This is a genomic window from Limnohabitans sp. 2KL-51 (assembly GCF_003063645.1).
Classification (GTDB): domain Bacteria; phylum Pseudomonadota; class Gammaproteobacteria; order Burkholderiales; family Burkholderiaceae_C; genus Limnohabitans_A.
Genome location: NZ_NESJ01000004.1, coordinates 13,027 through 34,391, shown reverse-complemented (window position 1 = coordinate 34,391; position 21,365 = coordinate 13,027). Strand labels below are relative to the sequence as shown.

Below are 21,365 nucleotides of genomic sequence, written 5' to 3'. Positions count from 1 at the left end.
TCCACAATGTCCAGTGCCATCGCCAGCGCCGATCTGGAGAAGCTACAACAACTGGCCTCGCACAAAAAGAGCCAGGGCCTGAGTTACTTGATTTGGCTGGTGGCAGCGGGGGTTCTGGCTTGGGCTTGGCAGGGGGCAGAAATCCGCCCCCTAGACTTGATCCGGGATGCGGCCAACATGCGCACGTTTGCCGCCGATTTCTTTCCGCCCGACTTCAAGGACTGGCGGATGTATTTGCGCGAAATGGTGATCACGCTGCACATCGCGCTGTGGGGCACAGTGCTGGCCATCGTGGCCGCCGTGCCCATGGGATTGCTATCGGCTTCCAATGTGGCGCCAGTCTGGGTCTACCAGCCGGTTCGCCGAATGATGGACGCCTGTCGGGCCACCAATGAAATGGTGTTCGCCATGTTGTTCATTGTGGCCGTGGGCCTGGGGCCTTTTGCCGGGGTGCTGGCCTTGTTTGTCCACACCACTGGCACATTGTCCAAGCTGTTTTCCGAGGCCGTCGAAGCCATCGACCCGCGTCCGGTGGAAGGGATCAGGGCAACAGGCGCCCACAAATTGGCCGAAATAGCTTACGGCGTGATCCCCCAAGTGATGCCGCTGTGGCTGTCCTACTCGCTGTACCGTTTTGAATCAAATGTGCGTTCGGCCTCGGTGGTGGGCATGGTCGGTGCTGGCGGCATTGGCGTGATCTTGTTTGAAGTGATCCGCAGTTTTGAATACGCCCAGACCTGCGCTGTCTTGTTGATGTTAATCGTCACCGTCTCCCTCATTGACATGGTTTCATCATGGCTGCGACAGCGATTCATTTGACATGGTTCAACCCGGTTCAGCTCGAATGGGGCCCGAACCTGTTGCACACCCACACACCTGAACAACCGTTTTTTGTGTTGGCCGACCCGCATGCCATCTCTTTGGCATGGGAGGCCGATTTGAAAAGGCACTGGGGCGAACTGTGCGTGGGCTGGATTTGGCAACGGTCGGCCCAAAGCAGCATCACGGCGGCGCTGCAGTTGTGCCAGCAACTTTGGCCGTTGTGGGCCACACAACCAGACGCCGCCTTGCTGGCCATCGGTGGCGGCACCACGCTCGATTTGGCCAAACTGGCCCGCTTTGAGCTGAATGACCTGGCGCTGGCCCCATCGGTTTGGCGTGCCAACAAGCTGCCTGCCGATCACAAGCGGCACACCTTGTGGTGCGCCCCCACCACTTCGGGCACAGGCAGTGAGGTCACACCCTGGGCCACCTTGTGGGACCTCGATGCCCAACCTGCCATCAAGCGCTCGTGGTCCTGCGTCCAGGGCTTTGCCGACCAGGCCTGGGTTGACCCTAACTTGACCTTGACTTGCCCCGAAGGCTTGACCCGGGACACCGCTCTGGACACCCTGGCGCACGCGTTGGAATCGATCTGGAACCACCATGCCAATGCGATCACGCGCCCTTTGGCGGTACGTTCTGCGCGCATGGTTTTGCAGACCCTGCCGGCACTGATGAACCAACCACAAGACCAGGATTTGCGCGAACAGATGAGCCAAGCGTCCTTGCTGGCCGGTTTGGCCATGTCGCAAACCCAGACGGCCTTGGCCCACGCTTTGTCGTATGACCTGACCTTGAAAGAAAACCTGCCCCATGGCCACGCCTGTGCGGTGTGGTTGCCCATGGTGCTGGACATCGCAGCGGCCATCAGCCCGCAGGTGCAGGGCGACCTGGCAGACATTTTTGACTGTCGCTGGCACCAGGCCCGCGAGCAACTGTCGACCTGGTTGAAAAATCTGGGCATTACACCGCGTGATCTGCGCAGCAGCCCGGCCGGCCTTCATCAACTACAGCAGGCACTCGGCTCAACCCGAGGCCGCAACTTTGTGGGAAGCACAGCATGAGCAACGATGTGATCATTGTCGGAAGTGGCATCGTCGGCCTGGCCTGCGCCTGGACTGCTTTGCAACAAGGCAAAAGCGTGCGGGTGATCGACCGCGACCCATTTTGTGTGGGGGCCTCTATTCGCAACTTTGGCTTTGTCACGGTGACTGGCCAAGGCCGTGGCGACACCTGGCGTCGCGCCCGAAGGTCACGCGATGTGTGGGCTGCACTGGCCCCACAAGCGGGTATTGCCATTGAGCACCAGGGTTTGTATGTGCTGGCGCAAAGACAACAGGCCAAAATGGTTTTGCAGGAATTGTGCCGACAACCTGAGGGCCAGGATCTGCAATGGCTTGAAGGCCAAGCCCTGCAAGACCAGGCGCCACAATTTGTCATGCGCCATTTGCAAGGGGCCTTGTACAGCCCTCACGAGTTGCGCATCGAGGCGCGCAGCGCCATTGAAAAACTGCGTGTTTGGCTGGCCACTCAAGGGGTGGTGTTTCAACTCGGGCAACATGTTCAAGAAGTCATCTCTGGCGCCGTCTTCACCGGCGGGCAATGGCTGCAAGCCGAGCGCATCCTGGTCTGCCCAGGCCCGGACATGCGCAGCTTGTTTCCAGAGGCTTTCAGCGAAAACAACACCCAACTGTGTCAGCTGCAAATGCTGCGGGTTCAGCCGCCGCCCGGCTACCGGCTCGGGGCTGGGGTGATGAGCGATTTGAGTCTGGTGCGCTACCGGGGTTACAGCGAATTGCCCGGAGCCCAATTGCTGCTCGATCAGCTGCGCGTTGAAGCCCCCCAGGAATTGGCCCATGGCATCCACCTGATCGTGGTGCAAAGCCAGGACGGCTCGCTTGTGGTGGGCGACTCACACCACTACGGCCAGGCCATGCGGCCTTTTGCTTCGCGCGAAGTGGATGACCTGATCCTCTACGAAATGCAGCGCCTGCTGTGCCTGGGCCACTACCAGGTAACAGAGCGCTGGACGGGCATTTACCCCAGCGCCCAACAAGACAGCCTGGTGCGCGATGTGTTGCCAGGTGTGCAATTGGTCAGCGTGACCAGTGGCACCGGCATGAGCACCTCTTTTGGCTTGGCTGAAGACATCATTCACAACTGGAGCAAAACATGAATCCCCAACAAGAACAAAAAATCCGCGGCATCGTGCTCGACTGGGCAGGCACTATCGTGGACTTTGGCAGCCTGGCACCCATGGGTGCCTTCGTCGAGTTGTTTGCTCGTCACCAGGTTGAGATCACCATCGCTGAGGCTCGTGTGCCGATGGGTTTGCCCAAGATTGACCACATCGCGGCCTTGGGATGCATGCCGACCATCGCAGCCCAGTGGCAAGCACTGAATGGCCGCCCCTTCAACAACGCGGATGCGCAACAACTTTTGACAGAGTTTGAGCCCATGAGTGCCAAAGCAGCTCTGGACCGCAGCCACTTCATTCCGGGCTTCATGACGGCGTACCATGCCTTGCAGGCCCAAGGCTTGGCCTTTGCCACCACCACCGGTTACACCCGAAAAATCATGACGCCCTTGATTGAGATCGCCCATGCACAAGGCTTCACACCGGCCTTGGTGGTGTGTTGCGACGACGTTGCCCGCAGCCGCCCTGACCCCATGGGCATGGAGGCTTGTTTGCAGGCCATGGGCTTGCAAGGCAAGGCGTCGCAAGTCATCAAGGTCGACGACACCTCACCCGGCTTGGCCGAAGGCCTGGCCGCAGGCGCCTGGACGGTGGGTGTGGCCGTGAGTGGCAACGCGCTGGGCTGGACGCATGAGCATTGGCTGCAAGCCAGCGAACAAGACCAGGCCCATGCCAGGACCAGCGCCAGCAACCTGCTGATTTCGGCCGGGGCCCACGAGGTGATCGACAGTGTTGCCGATTTGCCGGACGCCATCGCGCGCATAGAACAGCGCATGGCCTCGGGCGAAACCCCTTGACTCCACATGACTCCTGGCCTGTGCCCTGAGCAAGCTTTTTGGTCCCGCCTGAGCGGGCCGCAACAAGCCTGGCTGGCCAGCCAACTGCAGGCCCAACACGCGCTGCCTGTGGGTGGCTTGGTCTGGTCGTGTGACGGGATCGACATCGGTTGGGTGTCTGCAGATCGAGCCCAGGACATGGTGGCTTTGCTGGCGGGATGCACCATCGCACGGGGTCGCTTGCACTGGCAATCGTCACCAGACCAGCCATTGCAACGCAGTCAAGCCCTGCAGACTTTTTTGGTTCAGCAATCGGCCCATGGGCGTTTGAGCGGTTGGCGTGGTGAATTTTTCGCGTGGTGGCCTGACACGCCCGCTTGGCCACCGGCTTTGGACGTGCCCCCGTTTTTGTGCGTCGAGCGGGCGGGCTTCAGGCACCTGGGCATGATGAGCCATGCGGTGCACATCCACGGTTTCTTGCCGCAAGGTGACTTGTGGTGCGGCCGCCGTTCTAGCCACAAAGCCACCGATCCGGGCCTGCTGGACAACCTGGCCGCGGGGGGATTGACGGCTGGAGAAAGCCCTTTGACAACGGCACTGCGTGAACTGGCCGAAGAAGCCAGCTTGCGCCTGCCTGAGCCCGGCCGCTTACGTGGCTCCGGGGTGATTCGCACACAAAGGCCCGAGCCCCAGGGCTGGCATGACGAGCAATTGCTGGTGTACACGCTGCACCTGTCTGAGCAAGAAAACCCCGCCAATGCCGATGGCGAGGTGCAGGAATTCCTGCGTCTGAGCCCCGGCGAGGTGGTCGCGTGCATGCAATCAGGTCAGTTCACCGCAGACGCTTGCGCCTCATTGGCCCAAAGTCTGGCCTGGCTCATGGCCGGTTCAGACGCCAACACCGCAAGCGGCAAAGTGCGCTGATCACGGGGCTTCTAAATGGCCTGCCCGTGACGCCTGATTGGCCGGGAATCGGGTATCGTGGTGTTTTACTCGCCTTTTTTGGACAGAACCATGATCCTCGAACTCGCCGACATCCGCATCCAGCCTGGCCAGCAAGCGGCCTTTGAACAAGCCATTGAATTGGGCTTAAGCACCGTGGCCGCGCGTGCCAAGGGCTTTCGGGGGGCCAAGGTCAACCGCTGCATTGAAACCCCCGAGCGCTTTGTGTTGCAAATTTTTTGGGACACGCTGGAAGACCACACGGTGGGCTTTCGCCAGTCGCCGCTGTTCGCCGAGTGGCGCGCCATCGTCGGCCCCTTCTTTGCCGCGCCCCCGCATGTGGAGCACTTCGAGCTGACCTACACCTCGGCCTGATGGCCCTGCACCAGGCGCGATAGCAAATGCACAAACTGGCTTTGCTCTTGAGGCGTCAGGGGGGCCAGGATTTTTTCTTGCACCCGGGCCACATCGCTTTGGATATGGGCCAAAGCCTGCACGCCCTGCGGCGTGACCACCAACAACTTGCGCCTGCGGTCAGACGGATCAGACTCGCGCACCACCCAACCCTTGGCCTCAAGCCGCCCAATGACCGAGCCCGAAGTGGCCGGGTCAAAGGCCACGCGTTTGGCCAGGCTCACCTGGTCAATGCCCGGGCTGCCCAACAAGGCGTTCAGAATGGCGAACTGCACGGGCGTGATGTCAGCGCTGGCCAGTTGCTCGGCAAAAATGGCCACAGCTATTTGCTGGGCCCGTCGAATCAGGTGACCCGGCGTGGCCTGCAGGTCGATGCTTTGGATCATGTGCGTGTCGTGTTTCGGTGTTCAGCGCGTTTGAGGCAGGTGCCAACATTCAGGCATTGCGTTTAACATCTTATTTTCTTTGTTCAAGAAAGCGTCCCATGAGTTTTGTATTTTCACCCATGCCCGTGGTCTCGGTGCCTGTGCTGGGCCAACCCGAACGTTTTCCAGTGCACCGCATTTATTGTGTGGGCCGCAATTATGAAGAACACGCCAAGGAGATGGGCTTTACAGGGCGCGAGCCGCCTTTCTTCTTCCTCAAACCCAACGACAGTCTGGTGGTGGTCGAAGCGGGCCAGACCGGTGCCATGCCTTACCCGAGCCTCACGCAAAACCTGCACCACGAAATTGAACTGGTGGTGGCCATTGGCAAAGGTGGACGCAACATTTCGGCGGCCAACGCGGCGCAGCACATCTATGGCTATGCCGTGGGCTTGGACATGACCCGCCGCGACCTGCAAAACGAAATGAAAAAACAAGGTCGCCCCTGGTGCATTGGCAAAGCTTTTGACCACTCAGCCCCCATCGGCCCCATTACTCCCATCGCCCAAGCCGGCGATGCGAACAACGCAGAGATCAGCCTGCAAGTCAACGGTGCAGACCGTCAACGCAGCAACGTGGCCAAGCTCATCTGGAACGTGGCCGAAACCATCGAACACCTGTCCGCTGCATGGGAACTGCAGCCCGGCGATCTGATTTACACCGGCACCCCCGAAGGTGTGGCCGCCGTGGTGGCAGGCGATGTGCTGGTGGGCCAGGTGGCGGGCTTGAGCAGTTTGCAAATAAAAATTTCCTGACCTGCAAGGTCGCCAAAACGCAGTCCGACCAGCCGCAAAAGCACTTTTATTCAATGAACAAAAGTGCATACCCCCTCAAAATAAAGGGTTAACCCTCGTAAATGGCGACCGAAGATGCAACATAATTCATATGCGGTGCAAGAAGGGGGCTTTAGGGCTCCCAAAACTGAGCACCCCTTGAGCCATTCTTTTCATTAACCGACCGCTTGGTTGGTTTATCATCCCGTTTTTCAACCCATGATGGAGACAAGTCGATGAAGAAGTTCTTACAACAAACGGCCTTGGCCGCAGGCCTGATGGCCGTTGGTTTTGGCGCTCACGCCCAGACCATCACCCTTAAAGTGCACCACTTTTTGGGCCCACAGTCCATCCAGCACACCACCATGCTGGGCGACTGGTGCAAGAACATTGCACGCGACTCCAAAGACCGCCTAAAGTGCGAAATCTACCCCGCCATGCAACTGGGCGGCACGCCACCTCAGCTGTATGACCAAGCCAAAGACGGCGTGGCCGACGTGGTCTGGACTGTGGCGGGTTACTCGGCAGGCCGCTTTGTCAAAACTCAAGTGTTTGAGCTGCCCTTCACCATGACCAATGCTGCAGCCACCAGCCGTGCCGCTTGGGACTTCGTGCAAAAGAACGCCATGGACGAGCACAAGGATGTGAAACTGCTGGCCGTTCACGTGCACGGCCCAGGCGTGATCTTCACCCGCGACAAGCAGATCACCAAAATGGAAGACCTCAAAGGCTTGAAGGTGCGCGGCCCCACAGCCAACGTGACCAAAATGCTGACCAAGATGGGTGCCACTCCTGTGGGTATGCCTGTTCCACAGGTACCTGAAGCCCTGTCCAAAGGCGTGATCGATGGCGCGGTGATCCCCTACGAAGTGGCTCCCGGCCTGAAGGTGCACGAGCTGACCAAGTTCAGCGCCGAGACCGACAAGAGTTACCCTGCTTTGTACACCACCGTGTTCGTGGTACCCATGAACAAGGCCAAGTACGAGTCGCTGCCTGCTGACCTGAAAGCCGTGATCGACAAGAACTCCGGTCGCGAGTTCTCGGCTTTCTTAGGGGGCACGCAAGAGGGCAACGATGTGCCAGGCCGCAAGGTGTTTGCAGACACCAAAACCCAGACCATCTCGGTGATCCCACCGGCTGAGCTGGCACGCTGGAAGAAGGCCACCGACGAGCAGGACAACGAGTGGGTGGACAACATGAACAAGCGTGGGCTGAACGGTGCCGCCATGCTCAAGGAAGCCCAGGACCTGATCAAGCAATACACCAAGTAAAGACTTCGGTCTTGCTTCGAGAGCCATGGGGTGAGCTGCGGCCCACCCCATTTTTTTGTCCCAAGGAGAAGCCCTGTGGCTGAAGTCGTCCATGTCATATCCACACGTCAGTACCAAGGTCTGGGCTGGGTGCTGGACCGTTTGAGTAAATTTTTGGCCATTTTGTCGGGCTTGACCTTGTTGGCCATGGCCTTCATGTCTTTGCGCAGCATCGTTGGCCGTGCGTTTTTTGACTCGCCCTTGCTCGGCGATTACGAGTTGGTTCAGTTTTTGTGCGCGGGTGCTGTGGCCATGTCGCTGCCCTACACCCACTGGATTTCGGGCCATGTGATCGTGGACTTTTTCACAGCCAAAGCGCCCGCCCAACTCAATGCCTTACTGGACACGCTGGCGCACCTGTTGTTGGCCGGGTTTTCTGCTTTGCTCACTTGGCGCATCTGGGTGGGCTTGCGGGATTTGCAGGGTAACTTTGACGCGTCGATGCTGCTGGAGATCCCCACTTGGTGGGCCTATGTGCCCCTGGTGCCCTCGTTTGCGCTGCTGACCGTCACAGCCCTTTACCGCACCCTTGAAAAAATGAAAGAAATCACACCATGACCGGCATCGAATGGGGTTCCTTGATGTTCGCCGTCCTAATGCTGCTGTTGGCGCTCAGGATCCATATTGGCGTGGCCATGCTGCTGACGGGCAGTGTGGGTTATATCTTCATGTCGGGCTGGGACCCGTTGATGAACTATTACAAGAACGTCGCCTTTGCACGCTACTCGAACTATGACTTGTCGGTGGTGCCGCTGTTCTTGTTGATGGGCCAGTTCGCCACCAATGGCGGCCTGTCCAAGGCTTTGTTCAAGGCGGGCAACGCCATGATTGGGCACTGGCGCGGCGGCATGGCCATGGCCGCCGTCACTTCTTGCGCCGGTTTTGGGGCCATTTGCGGCTCATCGCTGGCCACAGCGGCCACCATGGGCCAGGTGGCATTGCCCGAGCTCAAAGCGCACAACTACTCCGAGCGCCTTTCGGCAGCCGTGATCGCAGCGGGCGGCACGCTGGGCATTTTGATTCCACCTTCGGTGCCCTTGGTCATCTACGCCATCATGACCGAACAAAACATCGCCAAATTGTTCATGGCTGCTTTCGTGCCAGGCATCATCGCGGCCATTGGCTACATGGTGGTCATCGGCATCATCGCCCGTATCAGTCCACAAGATGCGCCCCGGGGTGATCGTTTCAGCTGGGCCCAACGCTTGCGGGCCCTGACCGAGACTTGGCCAGTATTGTTGATTTTCATGGTGGTCATTGGCGGCATTTATGGCGGCATCTTCACCCCCACCGAAGCCGCCTCGATCGGCACCGTGGCCACCGCTTTTGTGGCCTGGAAATCGGGCGGTTTGCGCGGTGAAGGCCTGCTGCAATGCTTGTACGGTGCGGCGGTGGGCACGGGCATGATCTTTTTGATCTTGCTGGGCGCAGACGTGTTGAACGTGTTTCTGGCACTGACCCAAGTCAACACCGAGCTGGCGAAATGGGTGGTCGGCATGGACCTGTCTCCTCTGGCCGTACTGTTCACCATCATCGGCATTTACCTGGTCCTGGGCTGCGTGATGGACAGCCTGTCCATGCTGCTGCTGACCATCCCGATTTTCTTTCCCATCATCATGGGCATTGACCTGTGGGGCATGGACCCTGAATCCAAGGCCATCTGGTTTGGCATATTGGCACTGATGGTTGTGGAGATTGGTCTGATCACGCCACCCGTGGGCATGAACGTGTTTATCATCAGCAGCATGACGAAAGATGTGCCCATGAAGGACATCTTCCGGTACATCATGCCATTTTTAGCCTCGGACCTGCTGCGCATCTTGCTGATCGTGTTTGTTCCGTCCGTGGTCTTGTTTACTCTAAAAATCTGACACTATGCACACACGGGAAGCCATTCGCCATTGCCGTCAATGCGGCGCAGCGGTGGCCTACCGTTTGCCCGATGACGGCGACACCAAGCTGCGCGCCATCTGCACCGCCTGCCACACAGTGCACTACGAAAACCCCCTGAACGTGGTGGGCACAGTGCCCCACTGGGGTGAGAAGGTGCTGCTGTGCAAACGCAACATCGAACCGCGCAAAGGCAAATGGACCTTGCCCGCAGGCTTCATGGAGCTGGGCGAATCCACCTCGGAAGGCGCAGCACGCGAGACCACCGAAGAGGCCGGTGCGCAGTTCATCATGGAAGACCTTTTCACCGTGATGAGCGTCGCCCGTGTAGGTCAAGTGCATTTGTATTACCGCGCCCGACTGACCAGCGACGTGTTTGACCCCGGCCACGAAACCATGGAAGCGCGTTTGTTCACCGAAGAAGAAATTCCATGGGACGAACTGGCCTTCAGGACCGTCAAGGAAACGCTGGAGCACTACTTTGCCGACCGGCGTGCGGGTCACTTCATCACCCACGCCTTCGACATCGCATAAAAATTTGAATGTCCTGTCTCAAAAATACAGCTTCGCCTTCCATAATATAAAGGAATTATTTTTTCCCGATTTTCAAAGGCGACGCATGATCAAGTCCATCACCACCCTACTGGCCAGCCTGCTGGCTGCCGCCGCCATGGCCCAGTCGGCCGCACCGGCGCAGGCGCCCGCACCTGCGCCAATTGCTGCCCCTGCCGTGACCGCCAACCCGACTGTGGCCCCTGCACCCGCCCCGGCTGCCACACACAAAGCCGAAGCACCGGCCAAGAAAAAAGCGGCCAAAAAGACCTCCAAGAAAAGCAAGAAGTCCAAAAAGAAGAGCAAGGCCTGAGCCCATCGCAGCCAGGCTGTGCCAGCAGGTCTGACCCAGTTCAAGTCACAAACAAAGGCCACCGCAAGGTGGCCTTTGTCGTTTGAGCAGCACAGAAAAAAAGACCTTCCAGATGCCTGGCCCAGGGGTCCGTCAAATGTCAATGGCTTGCGCCGAACCCGCCTGCTTGCGCAACTCGAATTTCTGAATTTTGCCGGTGCTGGTTTTGGGCAATTCGCCAAACACCACCGCACGCGGCACCTTGAAGCCCGCCAAGTGCTGCTTGCAATGCGCCACGATCTGCTCGGCCGTGACCTGCGCGTCGGCCTTCAGCTCCACAAAGGCGCAAGGCGTCTCGCCCCAGCGCACATCGGGCTTAGCCACCACGGCCGCCGCCAGCACCGCGGGGTGGCGGTACAGCACGTCTTCCACCTCAATCGATGAGATGTTTTCGCCGCCCGAGATGATGATGTCCTTGCTGCGGTCCTTGATCTTGAAGTAGCCATCCGGGTACTGCACCGCAAGGTCACCGCTGTGAAACCACCCACCCGCAAAAGCCTCTTGCGTGGCCTTGGGGTTCTTGAGATACCCCTTCATGGTGATGTTGCCCTTGAACATGATCTCGCCCATGGTCTCGCCGTCTTGTGGCACGGGCTGCATCGTCTCGGGGTTGAGCACGCGCACATCGCGCTGCAGGTGGTAGCGCACGCCTTGGCGGGCATTCAGTCGGGCCCGATCGCCAATATCGAGTGCATCCCACTCGGGGTGTTTGGGGCACACAGTAGCCGGGCCATAGACCTCGGTCAGGCCATACACATGGGTCAGGTCAAAGCCCAACTGCTCCATGCCTTCGATCATCGAAGCAGGCGGCGCAGCGCCCGCCACCATGGCCTTGATGCCTGCGGGCACGCCCGCCTTCATGGCGGCCGGGGCATTGACCAGCAGACCGTGCACGATGGGCGCACCGCAGTAATGCGTGACGCCGTGGTTGCGCATGGCATCGAACATGGCTTGGGCATCGACCTTGCGCAAACACACGTTCACGCCCGCACGCGCCGCCACCGTCCAGGGAAAGCACCAGCCGTTGCAATGGAACATGGGCAGCGTCCACAAATACGCCGCATGCTTGGGCATGTCCCATTCCAGAATGTTCGAGATCGCGTTGGTGGCCGCGCCCCGGTGGTGGTAGACCACGCCCTTGGGGTTACCGGTGGTGCCACTGGTGTAGTTCAGCGCAATGGCATCCCATTCATCGCCAGGCAGGCTCCAAGCAAAGTTCGCATCACCACGGGCCACAAAAGCCTCGTACGTGAGTGAGCCCAGCGGCTCGGTGGCCCCAGTGAACAACGCATCCTCCACGTCAATCACCAGCAAAGGCCGGGGGGACTGGCGCAGCGCCAGCGCTTTTTTCATCACCCCCGAAAATTCCGGGTCCACGATCACGGCCTTAGCCTCGCCGTGGTCCAGCATAAAGGCCACGGTCTCCGGGTCGAGTCGGGTGTTGATCGCATTGAGCACTGCACCCGCCATCGGGATGCCAAAATGCGCCTCGACCATGGGCGGCGTATTGGGGAGCATCACGGCCACCGTATCGTTCTTGCCAATGCCGGCCTGTGTGAGGGCACTGGCCAGTTGGCGGCAACGGCGGTAGGTGGTGGCCCAATCCTGGCGCAAATCGCCGTGCACGATGGCCAGGCGATGGGGGTACACCTCGGCCGTGCGCTCAATGAAGCTCAGGGGAGAGATCGGCGCGTGGTTGGCGGGGGTTTGGGGCAAGTCTTGGTTAAATATGCTGACTTTGGTTTCGTTCATGAAGGCATTCCTTTCGGCTCTAGGTCCAATGTTGCACAGTTTGCCTGAGCTGGCGCACAAAGCCATGCTGGTTTGCCCCGAAACACTTCACCCGGCCTGACCGATCGCTGGCCCACATCGGTGAAAATAAGCCCATGGCCATCCCCCAGTCTTTCATCCAGGAGTTGCTGTCCCGTGTCGACGTGGTCGACATCGTGGGCAAGTACGTGCAGCTCAAGAAAGGGGGTGCCAACTTCATGGGCCTGTGTCCCTTCCACGGCGAAAAATCCCCCAGCTTCAGCGTCAGCCCCACCAAGCAGTTTTTCCACTGCTTTGGCTGCGGCAAAAACGGCAATGCCATTGGTTTTTTGATGGAGCACGCGGGCATGACCTTCATCGAAGCGGTGAAAGACCTGGCCCAGCAAACCGGCATGGTGGTGCCCGAAGAGCAGCAGTCGCCCGAAGACCGCGCCAAAGCCGCCGCCCAAAAAGCCAAGCAAGACAGCCTGAGCGATGTGCTGGAAAAAGCGGGCGAGGCCTACCGCGACCAGCTCAAAATCACCCCGCACGCCATTGATTACCTCAAAGGCCGGGGCCTGTCGGGCCAGATTGCCAAGCGCTTTGGCCTGGGCTACGCGCCTGAAGGCTGGCGCAGTCTGGCCAGCATCTTCCCCAAATACGACGAACCGCTATTGGCCGAGTCGGGACTGGTCATCGTCAACGAAGAAGACGACAAACGCTACGACCGCTTCCGCGACCGAATCATGTTCCCGATCCGCAACATCAAAGGCGAATGCATCGGCTTTGGCGGGCGGGTGATCGGCAGCGGCACCCCCAAATACCTCAACTCACCCGAAACCCCCGTCTTTCATAAAGGCCGCGAGCTGTATGGCCTGTACGAAGCCCGCGAAGCCCTGCACAGCGCAGGCTATGTGCTGGTCACCGAAGGCTACATGGACGTGGTGGCGCTGGCCCAGCTGGGCTTTGCCAACGCCGTGGCCACCCTGGGCACAGCCTGCACACCCGACCATGTGCAAAAGTTGTTCCGCTTCACCGACGCGGTGGTCTTCAGTTTTGACGGAGACAGCGCGGGCCGACGCGCCGCCCGCAAGGCGCTCGACGGCGCGCTGCCCTACGCCACCGATGTGCGCAGCATCAAGTTTTTGTTTTTGCCCGCCGAGCACGACCCCGACAGCTATGTGCGCGAGTTTGGCCAAGAGGCGTTTGCAGAGCAGATCAAACAGGCTATGCCCCTGTCGCGGTTTTTGATCGAAGCGGCCAGCGCCGACTGCGACCTTCAAAGCGCCGAAGGCCGAGCTCGGCTGTCGAGCCAAGCCCGCCCGCTGTGGCAACTGCTGCCTGACGGCGCACTCAAGCAACAATTGCTTTTAGAGCTGGCGCAACTGATTCAGTTGGAGACTGCAGGCTTGGAAAAACTGTGGGGCCAGCAAGCGGCCAGTGACCAGCGCTTTGCACCTGCTTCGCGCAATGCAGCAGCACCCGCACCCCAATCGGCCAACGCGGCCTTCAGTCATGCAGCCAGTGCAGGGCATGACGAATACCCCAACTTCGAGCCAAACTACGGCGATCAACAGGCTTGGTCGGGTGCCAACACTTTCGTGCCGTCTAACGGCAACAGCAACTGGAAAAACAAAAACCCCAACTGGACGCCCAGCTTCAAAGGTAACAGCAAGTACAAACGTGAGCAGCCACCCGTTTACACCGGCCCACGAACCGTGCCCGCCAGTCGAGCCGACCACGCGGCCCGACTGCTGCTGGGCAACATGGCGCTGTGGGAATCATTGGCCGGTCAAGACCACGCCATGTTGTGTGCCCTGCCGGCACCGCATGGGCCTTTGTTTGCCTGGCTCGAATCCGTGTTTCATGAACAAGGGGCACTGGGCTGGTCCACATTGAGCGAATACATGCAAGGCCAGCCCTTTGCAGAAGATGCCCAGCGTTGGGTGGCACAGGACAGAATGAACAACGCGGTGGGCTTGGACAACGCCACTCCACCCGATCCGCAAGAGGCAAGGCAAGAGCTTCGAAGATTGCTGAGCATGCTGATGATCGACCATTTGCAACAGCTCAAGAACGAGGCCTTGGCCCAACACCAAAGTGGCCAAGACCCGGAAGCGCTGGCCCGTTACAGCAGCCTGGACAAACGCTGGCGCGAACTCAAAGCCACAGCGGCCATGGTGTCACTGGATTGAGGCTTATTTGCCCACCAGCTGGTTAAATTTATCGGCTTCGAATGTTTCCCGGGCTGCGCCTACTCCGGGCACTGGCATGTGTTGTTGTGCACACAGTTGCTCCAAAGCCTTCCAGATCAAGGAGATTTGCGCCTCTTGACCGGCCGCGTTGTCGATCAGACCACGCAAAGCCTGGCTCACCGGGTCATCGTCTTGCGTGATGCCATAGGCGCTGAATTTGCGCTCGGTGCCCGACACATCGGCGCTCTCGCCCACCTTGGAGGGGATGATGCGCGCCGGAATGCCCACCGCTGTGGCGCCAGCCGGCACTGGCTTGATCACCACCGCGTTGCTGCCTATCTTGGCTCCATCGCCCACCTCAAAACCACCCAACACCTTGGCCCCAGCGCTGACCACCACATCTTTGCCCAGCGTGGGGTGGCGCTTGGCACCTTTGTAGAGCGATGTGCCGCCCAAGGTCACGCCTTGGTAAATCGTACATCCGTCGCCAATTTCGGCGGTTTCGCCCACCACCACGCCCATGGCGTGGTCAAAAAAGACACGTTCACCGATCTTGGCACCGGGGTGAATTTCGATGCCCGTCATCCAACGAGACACATGCGAGATGAAGCGCCCCAGCCACTTGAAACCGTGGTTCCAGCACCAGTGCGCACGGCGGTGCAGCACCAAAGCGTGCAGACCCGGGTAACAGGTCAGCACCTCCCAAGCGGTGCGGGCGGCGGGGTCCCGGTCAAGGATGCACTGGATATCGGAGCGAAGGCGAGAAAACATAGGCTCTAAGTCTATCGTTTGCCGTTGGCTGTTTGGATCATGGCCTTGGCCACCCCACGAAGGATGTGGATTTCTTCCGGGCTCAAGTCAGCCCGGTTGAACAACTGGTTCAGACGCGGCATCAGCTTTTTGGGCGCGGCCGGGTCCAAAAAGCCGATGTCGGTCAACGCTTGTTCCCAATGGCTCAGCATGCCTGCCACTTGCTGGGCATCTGACTTGTCTGATGGCGCCACAGCGTCCTGTACGGGAAAGCCTCCCAAAGCCACGCGCCAGTCGTAGGCCAACACCTGAATGGCCGAGCCCAAATTGAGTGAGCCGAACTGCGGATTGGTTGGAATGGAAAGCGCCACATGGCAGCGGTAAACGTCCTCGTTTTTCATGCCAAAGCGCTCGCAGCCAAACAAGAACGCCACACTCTGCTCGGGCGCACCGGGCCGGGTCAGCTCGGCAAAGTGCTCACGCGGCGAGCGGGTGGGCGGGCCAAAGTCGCGTGGCGTCATGGCGGTGGCGCACAAATGGGTCACACCATCCAAAGCCTCGTCCAGTGTCTCCACCACACGCGCCTTGGCCAACACATCGCCCGCCCCACTGGCGCGCTGGATGGTTTCTTCTTTGCGCAGCACATTTGGCCAGCGCGGTGCCACCAGCACCATGTCGTCAAAACCCATGACTTTCAGGGCCCGAGCGGCAGCGCCCACATTGCCCGCATGGCTGGTTTCTATCAAGATGAATCGCGTTTGCATGCCCTGATTGTCCACGCTCCCAAGCCCGACCATGGGCATGCACACTCTGCACAGGAAGCCCAAATGGCGAATGTCCCCACTTTTCGTGAGAAAATCCACCCTTCGCCGCCGCGATCGTGCGTGGGCCAATCCAGTTCTTCACACAATTCATGTCGTCCAATCTCCACCCCATGCTCAACGTGGCCATCAAGGCTGCGCGCGCCGCTGGCGCCATCATCAACCGCGCCGCGCTCGACGTTGAAGCGGTTCGCATCTCGCAAAAGCAGGTCAACGACTTTGTGACCGAAGTTGACCACGCCAGCGAAAAAATCATCATCGAGACCTTGCTGACCGCCTACCCAGACCACGGCATCCTGGCCGAAGAGTCCGGCCGCGAATTCGGCAACCCACTCGCTGACCACATCTGGATCATCGACCCCCTGGACGGCACGACCAACTTCATACACGGCTTTCCTGTTTACTGCGTGAGCATTGCTCTGCAAGTGCGCGGCAAGATCGAGCAAGCCGTCATTTACGACCCCACCCGCAACGACCTCTTCACCGCTACCAAAGGCCGTGGTGCGTTCATGAACGACCGCCGCCTGCGCGTGAGCAAGCGCATCCGGATGGAAGAGTGCATCATTTCCACGGGTTTTCCTTTCCGCAAGGGCGACAACTTCAACCAGTACCTGCGCATGATGGGTGACGTGATGCAGCGCACCGCAGGGCTGCGTCGCCCAGGCGCTGCGGCCCTGGATCTGGCCTACGTGGCCGCAGGCTTTACCGATGGTTTCTTTGAAACCGGCCTGTCGCCTTGGGACGTGGCTGCGGGCTCGCTGCTGGTCACCGAAGCCGGTGGGCTGATTGGCAACTTCACGGGAGAAGCCGACTTTCTGGAGCAAAAAGAATGCTTGGCCGGTGCGCCCCGCATTTATGGCCAACTGGTCAGCATCTTGGGCAAGTACAGCAAATTTGCCAGCGCGGGCGACAAGGCCAACGTCCGCACCGCCGTGGACGCCCTGAGCCGCGAACGCACTGGCGACACGCACAACCCCGACGCCGAAGATGGTACGGCCCCAGCCAGCAGCGACAACAGCAACGAAGCCAAGGAAGAGCGTAAGGACGCGCCCTTTTAAGCGGGCTGCAAGCACTTGTCACAAAAAAAGCACCCTCGCCGGGTGCTTTTTTTGTGGTCGTTGGCAGATCAGCTGCCCAGCAACATGACCCCTTCGGACTCGCCCTCAGGATCGGCAGGCGGCAGGCGCATGGCCAGCACCTTGTCGATGGCGCGGCCGTCCATGTCCACGATTTCCAACTTCCAGCCTTCCCACTCCACCGCGTCGGCCACCTTGGGCAAGGTGCCGGTTAGCAGCATGATCATGCCGCTGAGCGTGTGGTAACGGCCGCGCTCTTCTTCGGGCACGGTGTCCAGGTTCAAGCGGTCCTTGAGTTCGGGCACGGGAATGTGGCCATCCAGCAGCCAACTGCCGTCTTCGCGCTGCACCGCCCAAGAGGTTTCAGGGTCACGCGGCTGGAACTCGCCCGTGATCGCCTCGATCAGGTCTTGTAGCGTGATGATGCCCTGCACCTCGCCGTACTCGTCAATCACAAACGCCATGTGCACATCGGACAACCTGAAGTTGTCCAGCAATTCCATGCCGGTGATGGTTTCAGGCACATACAGCGGGCTTTGCAGCCCTTGCTCACGCAGCGACTGCGATTTATCTTTCAGGGCACGCGTGAGCCACTGGCGCGCATTGATCACGCCCAGGATGTTTTCAATGCCGCCTTGCACCACCGGAAAGCGGGCATGGTCCGACTCTTCGATGTGGCGCAGGTTGTCCTCAAACGAGTCGTCCACATCCAGGCACACGATGTCAGCACGCGGCACCATGAGCGAACCAATCTGGCGGTCGTCCAGCCGAAACACGTTGCGCACCATGGTGTGCTCGTGCGACTCGATCACCCCTGCTGACGTGCCCTCTACCAGCATGGCGTGGATTTCTTCCTCGGTCACGGGCGTACCCTTGGTCTCCTTCACGCCCATCAGGCGCAGCAAAGCGCGGGTGGAAGCCGACAGCAAAATCACGAAGGGCTTGGTCGCCAGCGCCAAAAAGTTGATGGGCCGTGCCACCAAGCGGGCAAAGGTTTCAGGGTAAGACTGGCCAATGCGCTTGGGCACCAACTCGCCCACCACGATCGAGAAATAGGTGATGGTCAGCACCACAATGCCGGTGGCAGCGAAGCTGGCGTAGCCGTTAGGCACCCCCAAAGACACCAACCACAAGGCCATCGGGGCAGCCAAAGCAGCCTCACCCACGATACCGTTCAAAACACCGATGGAGGTGATGCCGATCTGGATGGTGGACAAAAAACGCGTGGGGTCTTCACCCAGTTTGACAGCCGCTGCTGCACCGCTGTCGCCCTCATCAATCAGCTTCTGAAGCCGGGCTTTTCGGGCCGTGACCAAGGCAATCTCGGACATGGCAAACACACCGTTCAGACAGATGAGGGCAAAAAGTATCGCTATTTCCATACAACGGGCTCGACTGAACCCTGATAGTGAACAAGCTCACATTGTAAGTAAATGCAATTCAGTCCCCCCATGACCTTGCCATGCGCTGCCCCACATCACGTCAAAAAGCAGGGCCAGGGCCAGCAAGGCCCGTGGTTTTTCAGACGTGGCAGGTGCCCAAAACTTTCGCTCATCGGGTTCAGGTCACCCATCGCCCCCGCGGCGAATAAAATCAGCGCAGTCCCACACTTGCCCCCCTGCCCCGGTGACCCCCTGCCGAGTCGGCCCAGCCCTTGATGCCAAACGACACCTCTCCCGCCCCAAGCACCGCTGACTACGCTGGCCACACGCCGATGATGGCCCAGTACCTGGGCATCAAGGCGGCGTTTCCAGACACCTTGGTGTTTTACCGCATGGGCGACTTTTACGAGCTGTTTTTTGGCGACGCCGAAAAAGCCGCAGGACTGCTGGACATCACCTTAACTCGGCGCGGCCAGTCAGCAGGGCAACCCGTGCTCATGGCCGGCGTGCCTTTCCACTCCATGGAAACTTACCTCGCCCGCTTGATCAAGCTGGGCGAGTCGGTGGCCATTTGCGAGCAAGTGGGCGATGTGGCCACATCCAAAGGCCCGGTCGAGCGCAAAGTGGTGCGCGTGGTCACACCCGGCACGCTCACCGACACCGAACTGCTGTCCGACAAAAGCGAAGCCATTTTGCTGGCGGTGCACCAAGCGGGCAAAAACCGCTGCGGCCTGGCGTGGCTGAGCGTTACCCAAGGCGTGGTGCACCTGGCCGAATGCGCACAAGATGAATTGGCCGACTGGATCGACCGCATCAGCCCCAGCGAACTGCTGGCCAGCGCGGGCATGACGCCCACCTTTGAACAAAAATTGCGCGGCCTGAAAACCGCAGGCCGGGGCAGCTGGTCCTTTGCCATGCGGCCTGATTTTCAGTTTGACGCGGGCCTGGGCCAGCGCAAGCTGCTCGAGCAACTGCAAGCCGCGTCGCTGGCCGCCTGGAACGCCGATGAGCTGGCCGACGCGCATGCCGCCGCAGCCGCTCTGCTCACTTACGCCGAACACACCCAGGGCCGCACGTTGCCACATGTACAGCGCGTGCAGGTGCAGCGCTCGGACGCACTCATAGACCTGCCCGCCAGCACGCGCCGCAACTTGGAGCTGACCCAAACCCTGCGTGGCGAAAGCGCTGCCGATTCGCCCACGCTGTTTGCGTTGCTCGACACCTGCATGACCGGCATGGGCAGCCGCTTGCTCAAAAGCTGGCTGCTCAGCCCGCCACGCGATCGGCAAGTGGCGCAGCAACGCCTGCAAGCCCAAGCCGTGTTGCGCGGCGAGAGCGGCGCTGGCGCATGGAGCGGTCTGCGCGAACAACTCAAAGGTGCGAGCGATGTGGAGCGCATCACCGCCCGCACCGCGCTGCGCCAGGTGCGCCCACGCGAGCTGGTGGCCCTGCGCCACGCGCTGGCGCGTGCGGCCTCGCTATCGACTCAACTGCAGGCCCTAAACCCAGAGCCCAGCAGCTTGCTGGCCGGCATGGCCCGCTGGCTCACACCGCCCACCCATTGCGCCGAACTGCTGCAAATGGCCTTGCTCGAAGAGCCCGCTGCACTGGTGCGTGACGGCGGCATCATCGCCGACGGCCTGGACGCCGAGCTGGATGAGTTGCGCGGCATCCAAACCAACTGCGATGCCTTCTTGCTCGACTTGGAAACCCGCGAAAAAGAACGCACGGGCATTGCCAACTTGCGCGTGCAGTTCAACAAAGTGCACGGCTTTTACATCGAGGTCACGCAAGGCCAACTCGACAAAGTGCCCGACGACTACCGCCGCCGCCAGACCCTGAAAAACGCAGAGCGCTTCATCACGCCCGAGCTCAAAACCTTTGAAGACAAAGCCCTGTCGGCACAAGAACGCGCCTTGGCCCGTGAGAAGTGGCTCTACGAAGGACTGCTTGACCAACTGCAGCCCTTTGTGCCCGCCCTCACCGCTTTGGCGCAGGCCATGGCCAGCCTGGACGTGCTGTGCACCCTGACCGAGCGCTCGCTCACCCTCAATTGGTGCGCGCCCGAGTTCACCAAAGAGCCCTGCATCGAAATTCGCCAAGGCCGCCACCCGGTGGTCGAGGCGCGGCTGGCGCAGATGTCGGGCACCAGCTTCATCGCCAACGACACGGTGCTCGGCCCCAAGCAGCGTTTGCAGATCATCACCGGCCCCAACATGGGCGGCAAATCGACTTACATGCGCCAGGTGGCACTGATCGTGCTTCTGGCCAGTATCGGTAGCCATGTGCCCGCCAGCCGTTGCCGACTCGGACCGATAGACGCCATCCACACCCGGATCGGTGCGGCCGACGACCTGGCCAACGCCCAATCGACCTTCATGCTGGAGATGACCGAAGCCGCGCAAATTTTGCACAGCGCCACGCCGCACAGCCTGGTGCTGATGGACGAGATCGGGCGCGGCACCTCCACCTTTGACGGCCTGGCTCTCGCCAGCGGCATCGCCACGCACCTGCACAACAAAACACAAGCCTTCGCGTTGTTTGCCACGCACTACTTCGAGCTGACCGAGTTCCCAGCCACGCACACCGCTGCCGTCAACATGCATGTGAGCGCGGCAGAATCCGGCGCGTCCATCGTGTTCTTGCACGAACTGCAACCCGGCCCCGCCAGCAAAAGCTATGGCGTGCAGGTGGCGCGGCTGGCAGGTATGCCAGCGTCCGTGCTCAACCACGCCCGCCATGCGCTCAGCGCTTTAGAGGCAGGTGCCACCGAAAGCCGCCAGCAAGTGGACTTGTTTGCCGCCCCGCCCGAGGCCGAAGCCGCTGGCCCCAGCCCGATAGAAGCAGCGCTGGCCCAGATCAACCCCGATGCACTCAGCCCCCGCGAAGCGCTGGACGCCCTGTATGCCTTACAGCGCCTGCTGCCCAAGAATTAAAGA

Annotated in this window: 20 protein-coding genes; 15 read left to right on the top strand and 5 right to left on the bottom strand. The window is 60.2% G+C overall.

The genetic code is table 11. The features are described from left to right. Positions 1-6: 6 nt before the first annotated feature. From phnE to B9Z49_RS04720, 6 genes are all read left to right on the top strand, one after another. Positions 7-819 (top strand): phosphonate ABC transporter, permease protein PhnE, encoded by an 813-nt coding sequence (gene phnE / locus B9Z49_RS04745; protein WP_108352519.1) that lies wholly within the window; start codon positions 7-9, stop codon positions 817-819. Beyond that, positions 795-1,886: an iron-containing alcohol dehydrogenase gene (locus B9Z49_RS04740; protein ID WP_108352302.1), complete on the top strand. Its 1,092-nt coding sequence runs from the start codon at positions 795-797 to the stop codon at positions 1,884-1,886. Before phnE ends, B9Z49_RS04740 begins: the two co-directional genes overlap by 25 nt. Next, the gene (locus B9Z49_RS04735; RefSeq protein ID WP_108352301.1) at positions 1,883-2,998 is read left to right on the top strand and encodes a TIGR03364 family FAD-dependent oxidoreductase; all 1,116 of its coding nucleotides are present in this window, start codon (positions 1,883-1,885) and stop codon (positions 2,996-2,998) included. The genes B9Z49_RS04740 and B9Z49_RS04735 overlap by 4 nt, the downstream gene beginning before the upstream one ends. Then, the gene (gene phnX / locus B9Z49_RS04730; protein ID WP_108352300.1) at positions 2,995-3,816 is read left to right on the top strand and encodes a phosphonoacetaldehyde hydrolase; all 822 of its coding nucleotides are present in this window, start codon (positions 2,995-2,997) and stop codon (positions 3,814-3,816) included. Before B9Z49_RS04735 ends, phnX begins: the two co-directional genes overlap by 4 nt. A 6-nt stretch (positions 3,817-3,822) precedes the next feature. Beyond that, a complete protein-coding gene (locus tag B9Z49_RS04725; RefSeq protein WP_108352299.1) occupies positions 3,823-4,719 on the top strand; it encodes an NUDIX domain-containing protein in 897 nt (298 codons plus the stop codon). A 90-nt stretch (positions 4,720-4,809) separates the two neighbouring features. Then, the gene (locus B9Z49_RS04720; RefSeq protein ID WP_108352518.1) at positions 4,810-5,112 is read left to right on the top strand and encodes an antibiotic biosynthesis monooxygenase; all 303 of its coding nucleotides are present in this window, start codon (positions 4,810-4,812) and stop codon (positions 5,110-5,112) included. Here B9Z49_RS04720 and B9Z49_RS04715 read toward each other — a convergent pair. Next, a complete protein-coding gene (locus B9Z49_RS04715) occupies positions 5,097-5,537 on the bottom strand; it encodes a MarR family winged helix-turn-helix transcriptional regulator (protein WP_108352298.1) in 441 nt (146 codons plus the stop codon). The two genes, B9Z49_RS04720 and B9Z49_RS04715, sit on opposite strands and share 16 nt — an antisense overlap. Before the next feature lie 98 nt (positions 5,538-5,635). Here B9Z49_RS04715 and B9Z49_RS04710 point away from each other — a divergent pair, with 98 nt between their 5' ends. The 6 genes from B9Z49_RS04710 to B9Z49_RS21500 all read left to right on the top strand — a co-directional run bounded on the left by B9Z49_RS04710 (position 5,636) and on the right by B9Z49_RS21500 (position 10,414). Further along, positions 5,636-6,331: a fumarylacetoacetate hydrolase family protein gene (locus B9Z49_RS04710; RefSeq protein ID WP_108352297.1), complete on the top strand. Its 696-nt coding sequence runs from the start codon at positions 5,636-5,638 to the stop codon at positions 6,329-6,331. A gap of 254 nt (positions 6,332-6,585) precedes the next feature. Beyond that, complete coding sequence (locus B9Z49_RS04705; protein ID WP_108352296.1) at positions 6,586-7,620, top strand: TRAP transporter substrate-binding protein; 1,035 nt, start codon at positions 6,586-6,588, stop codon at positions 7,618-7,620. Positions 7,621-7,695: 75 nt separating this feature from the next. Further along, positions 7,696-8,217, top strand: a complete 522-nt coding sequence (locus tag B9Z49_RS04700) for a TRAP transporter small permease (RefSeq protein ID WP_199224985.1) — start codon at positions 7,696-7,698, stop codon at positions 8,215-8,217. Beyond that, complete coding sequence (locus B9Z49_RS04695; RefSeq protein WP_108352295.1) at positions 8,214-9,530, top strand: TRAP transporter large permease; 1,317 nt, start codon at positions 8,214-8,216, stop codon at positions 9,528-9,530. The genes B9Z49_RS04700 and B9Z49_RS04695 overlap by 4 nt, the downstream gene beginning before the upstream one ends. 4 nt (positions 9,531-9,534) lie before the next feature. Continuing rightward, entirely contained in the window at positions 9,535-10,083 is a 549-nt protein-coding gene (locus B9Z49_RS04690; protein ID WP_108352294.1) for an NUDIX hydrolase, read from the top strand. A gap of 85 nt (positions 10,084-10,168) precedes the next feature. Further along, on the top strand, positions 10,169-10,414 hold the full coding sequence (locus tag B9Z49_RS21500) for a hypothetical protein (RefSeq protein WP_146188464.1): 246 nt from the start codon (positions 10,169-10,171) through the stop codon (positions 10,412-10,414). A 132-nt stretch (positions 10,415-10,546) separates the two neighbouring features. Here the strand turns inward: B9Z49_RS21500 and B9Z49_RS04680 are convergent, their stop codons facing one another. After that, entirely contained in the window at positions 10,547-12,205 is a 1,659-nt protein-coding gene (locus tag B9Z49_RS04680; protein WP_108352292.1) for an acyl-CoA synthetase, read from the bottom strand. Between the two features lie 134 nt (positions 12,206-12,339). Here B9Z49_RS04680 and dnaG point away from each other — a divergent pair, with 134 nt between their 5' ends. After that, a complete protein-coding gene (gene dnaG / locus B9Z49_RS04675) occupies positions 12,340-14,397 on the top strand; it encodes a DNA primase (protein ID WP_108352291.1) in 2,058 nt (685 codons plus the stop codon). 3 nt (positions 14,398-14,400) lie between these two features. Here the strand turns inward: dnaG and cysE are convergent, their stop codons facing one another. Next, positions 14,401-15,168 carry a serine O-acetyltransferase gene (gene cysE / locus B9Z49_RS04670; protein WP_108352290.1) on the bottom strand — a complete coding sequence of 256 codons (768 nt, stop codon included), beginning with the start codon at positions 15,166-15,168 and terminating at the stop codon, positions 14,401-14,403. Positions 15,169-15,179: 11 nt separating this feature from the next. Beyond that, positions 15,180-15,911 carry an RNA methyltransferase gene (locus tag B9Z49_RS04665; protein WP_108352516.1) on the bottom strand — a complete coding sequence of 244 codons (732 nt, stop codon included), beginning with the start codon at positions 15,909-15,911 and terminating at the stop codon, positions 15,180-15,182. A gap of 149 nt (positions 15,912-16,060) precedes the next feature. Here B9Z49_RS04665 and B9Z49_RS04660 point away from each other — a divergent pair, with 149 nt between their 5' ends. Next, complete coding sequence (locus B9Z49_RS04660; protein ID WP_233254504.1) at positions 16,061-17,026, top strand: inositol monophosphatase family protein; 966 nt, start codon at positions 16,061-16,063, stop codon at positions 17,024-17,026. 68 nt (positions 17,027-17,094) lie between these two features. On the opposite strand, the gene B9Z49_RS04655 is transcribed toward B9Z49_RS04660, so the two are convergent. Continuing rightward, the gene (locus tag B9Z49_RS04655; RefSeq protein ID WP_108352288.1) at positions 17,095-18,426 is read right to left on the bottom strand and encodes a hemolysin family protein; all 1,332 of its coding nucleotides are present in this window, start codon (positions 18,424-18,426) and stop codon (positions 17,095-17,097) included. Positions 18,427-18,701: 275 nt separating this feature from the next. On the opposite strand from B9Z49_RS04655, the gene mutS reads away from it, so the two are divergent. Next, a complete protein-coding gene (gene mutS, locus B9Z49_RS04650; protein ID WP_108352287.1) occupies positions 18,702-21,362 on the top strand; it encodes a DNA mismatch repair protein MutS in 2,661 nt (886 codons plus the stop codon). The last annotated feature ends 3 nt before the right edge of the window (positions 21,363-21,365 follow it).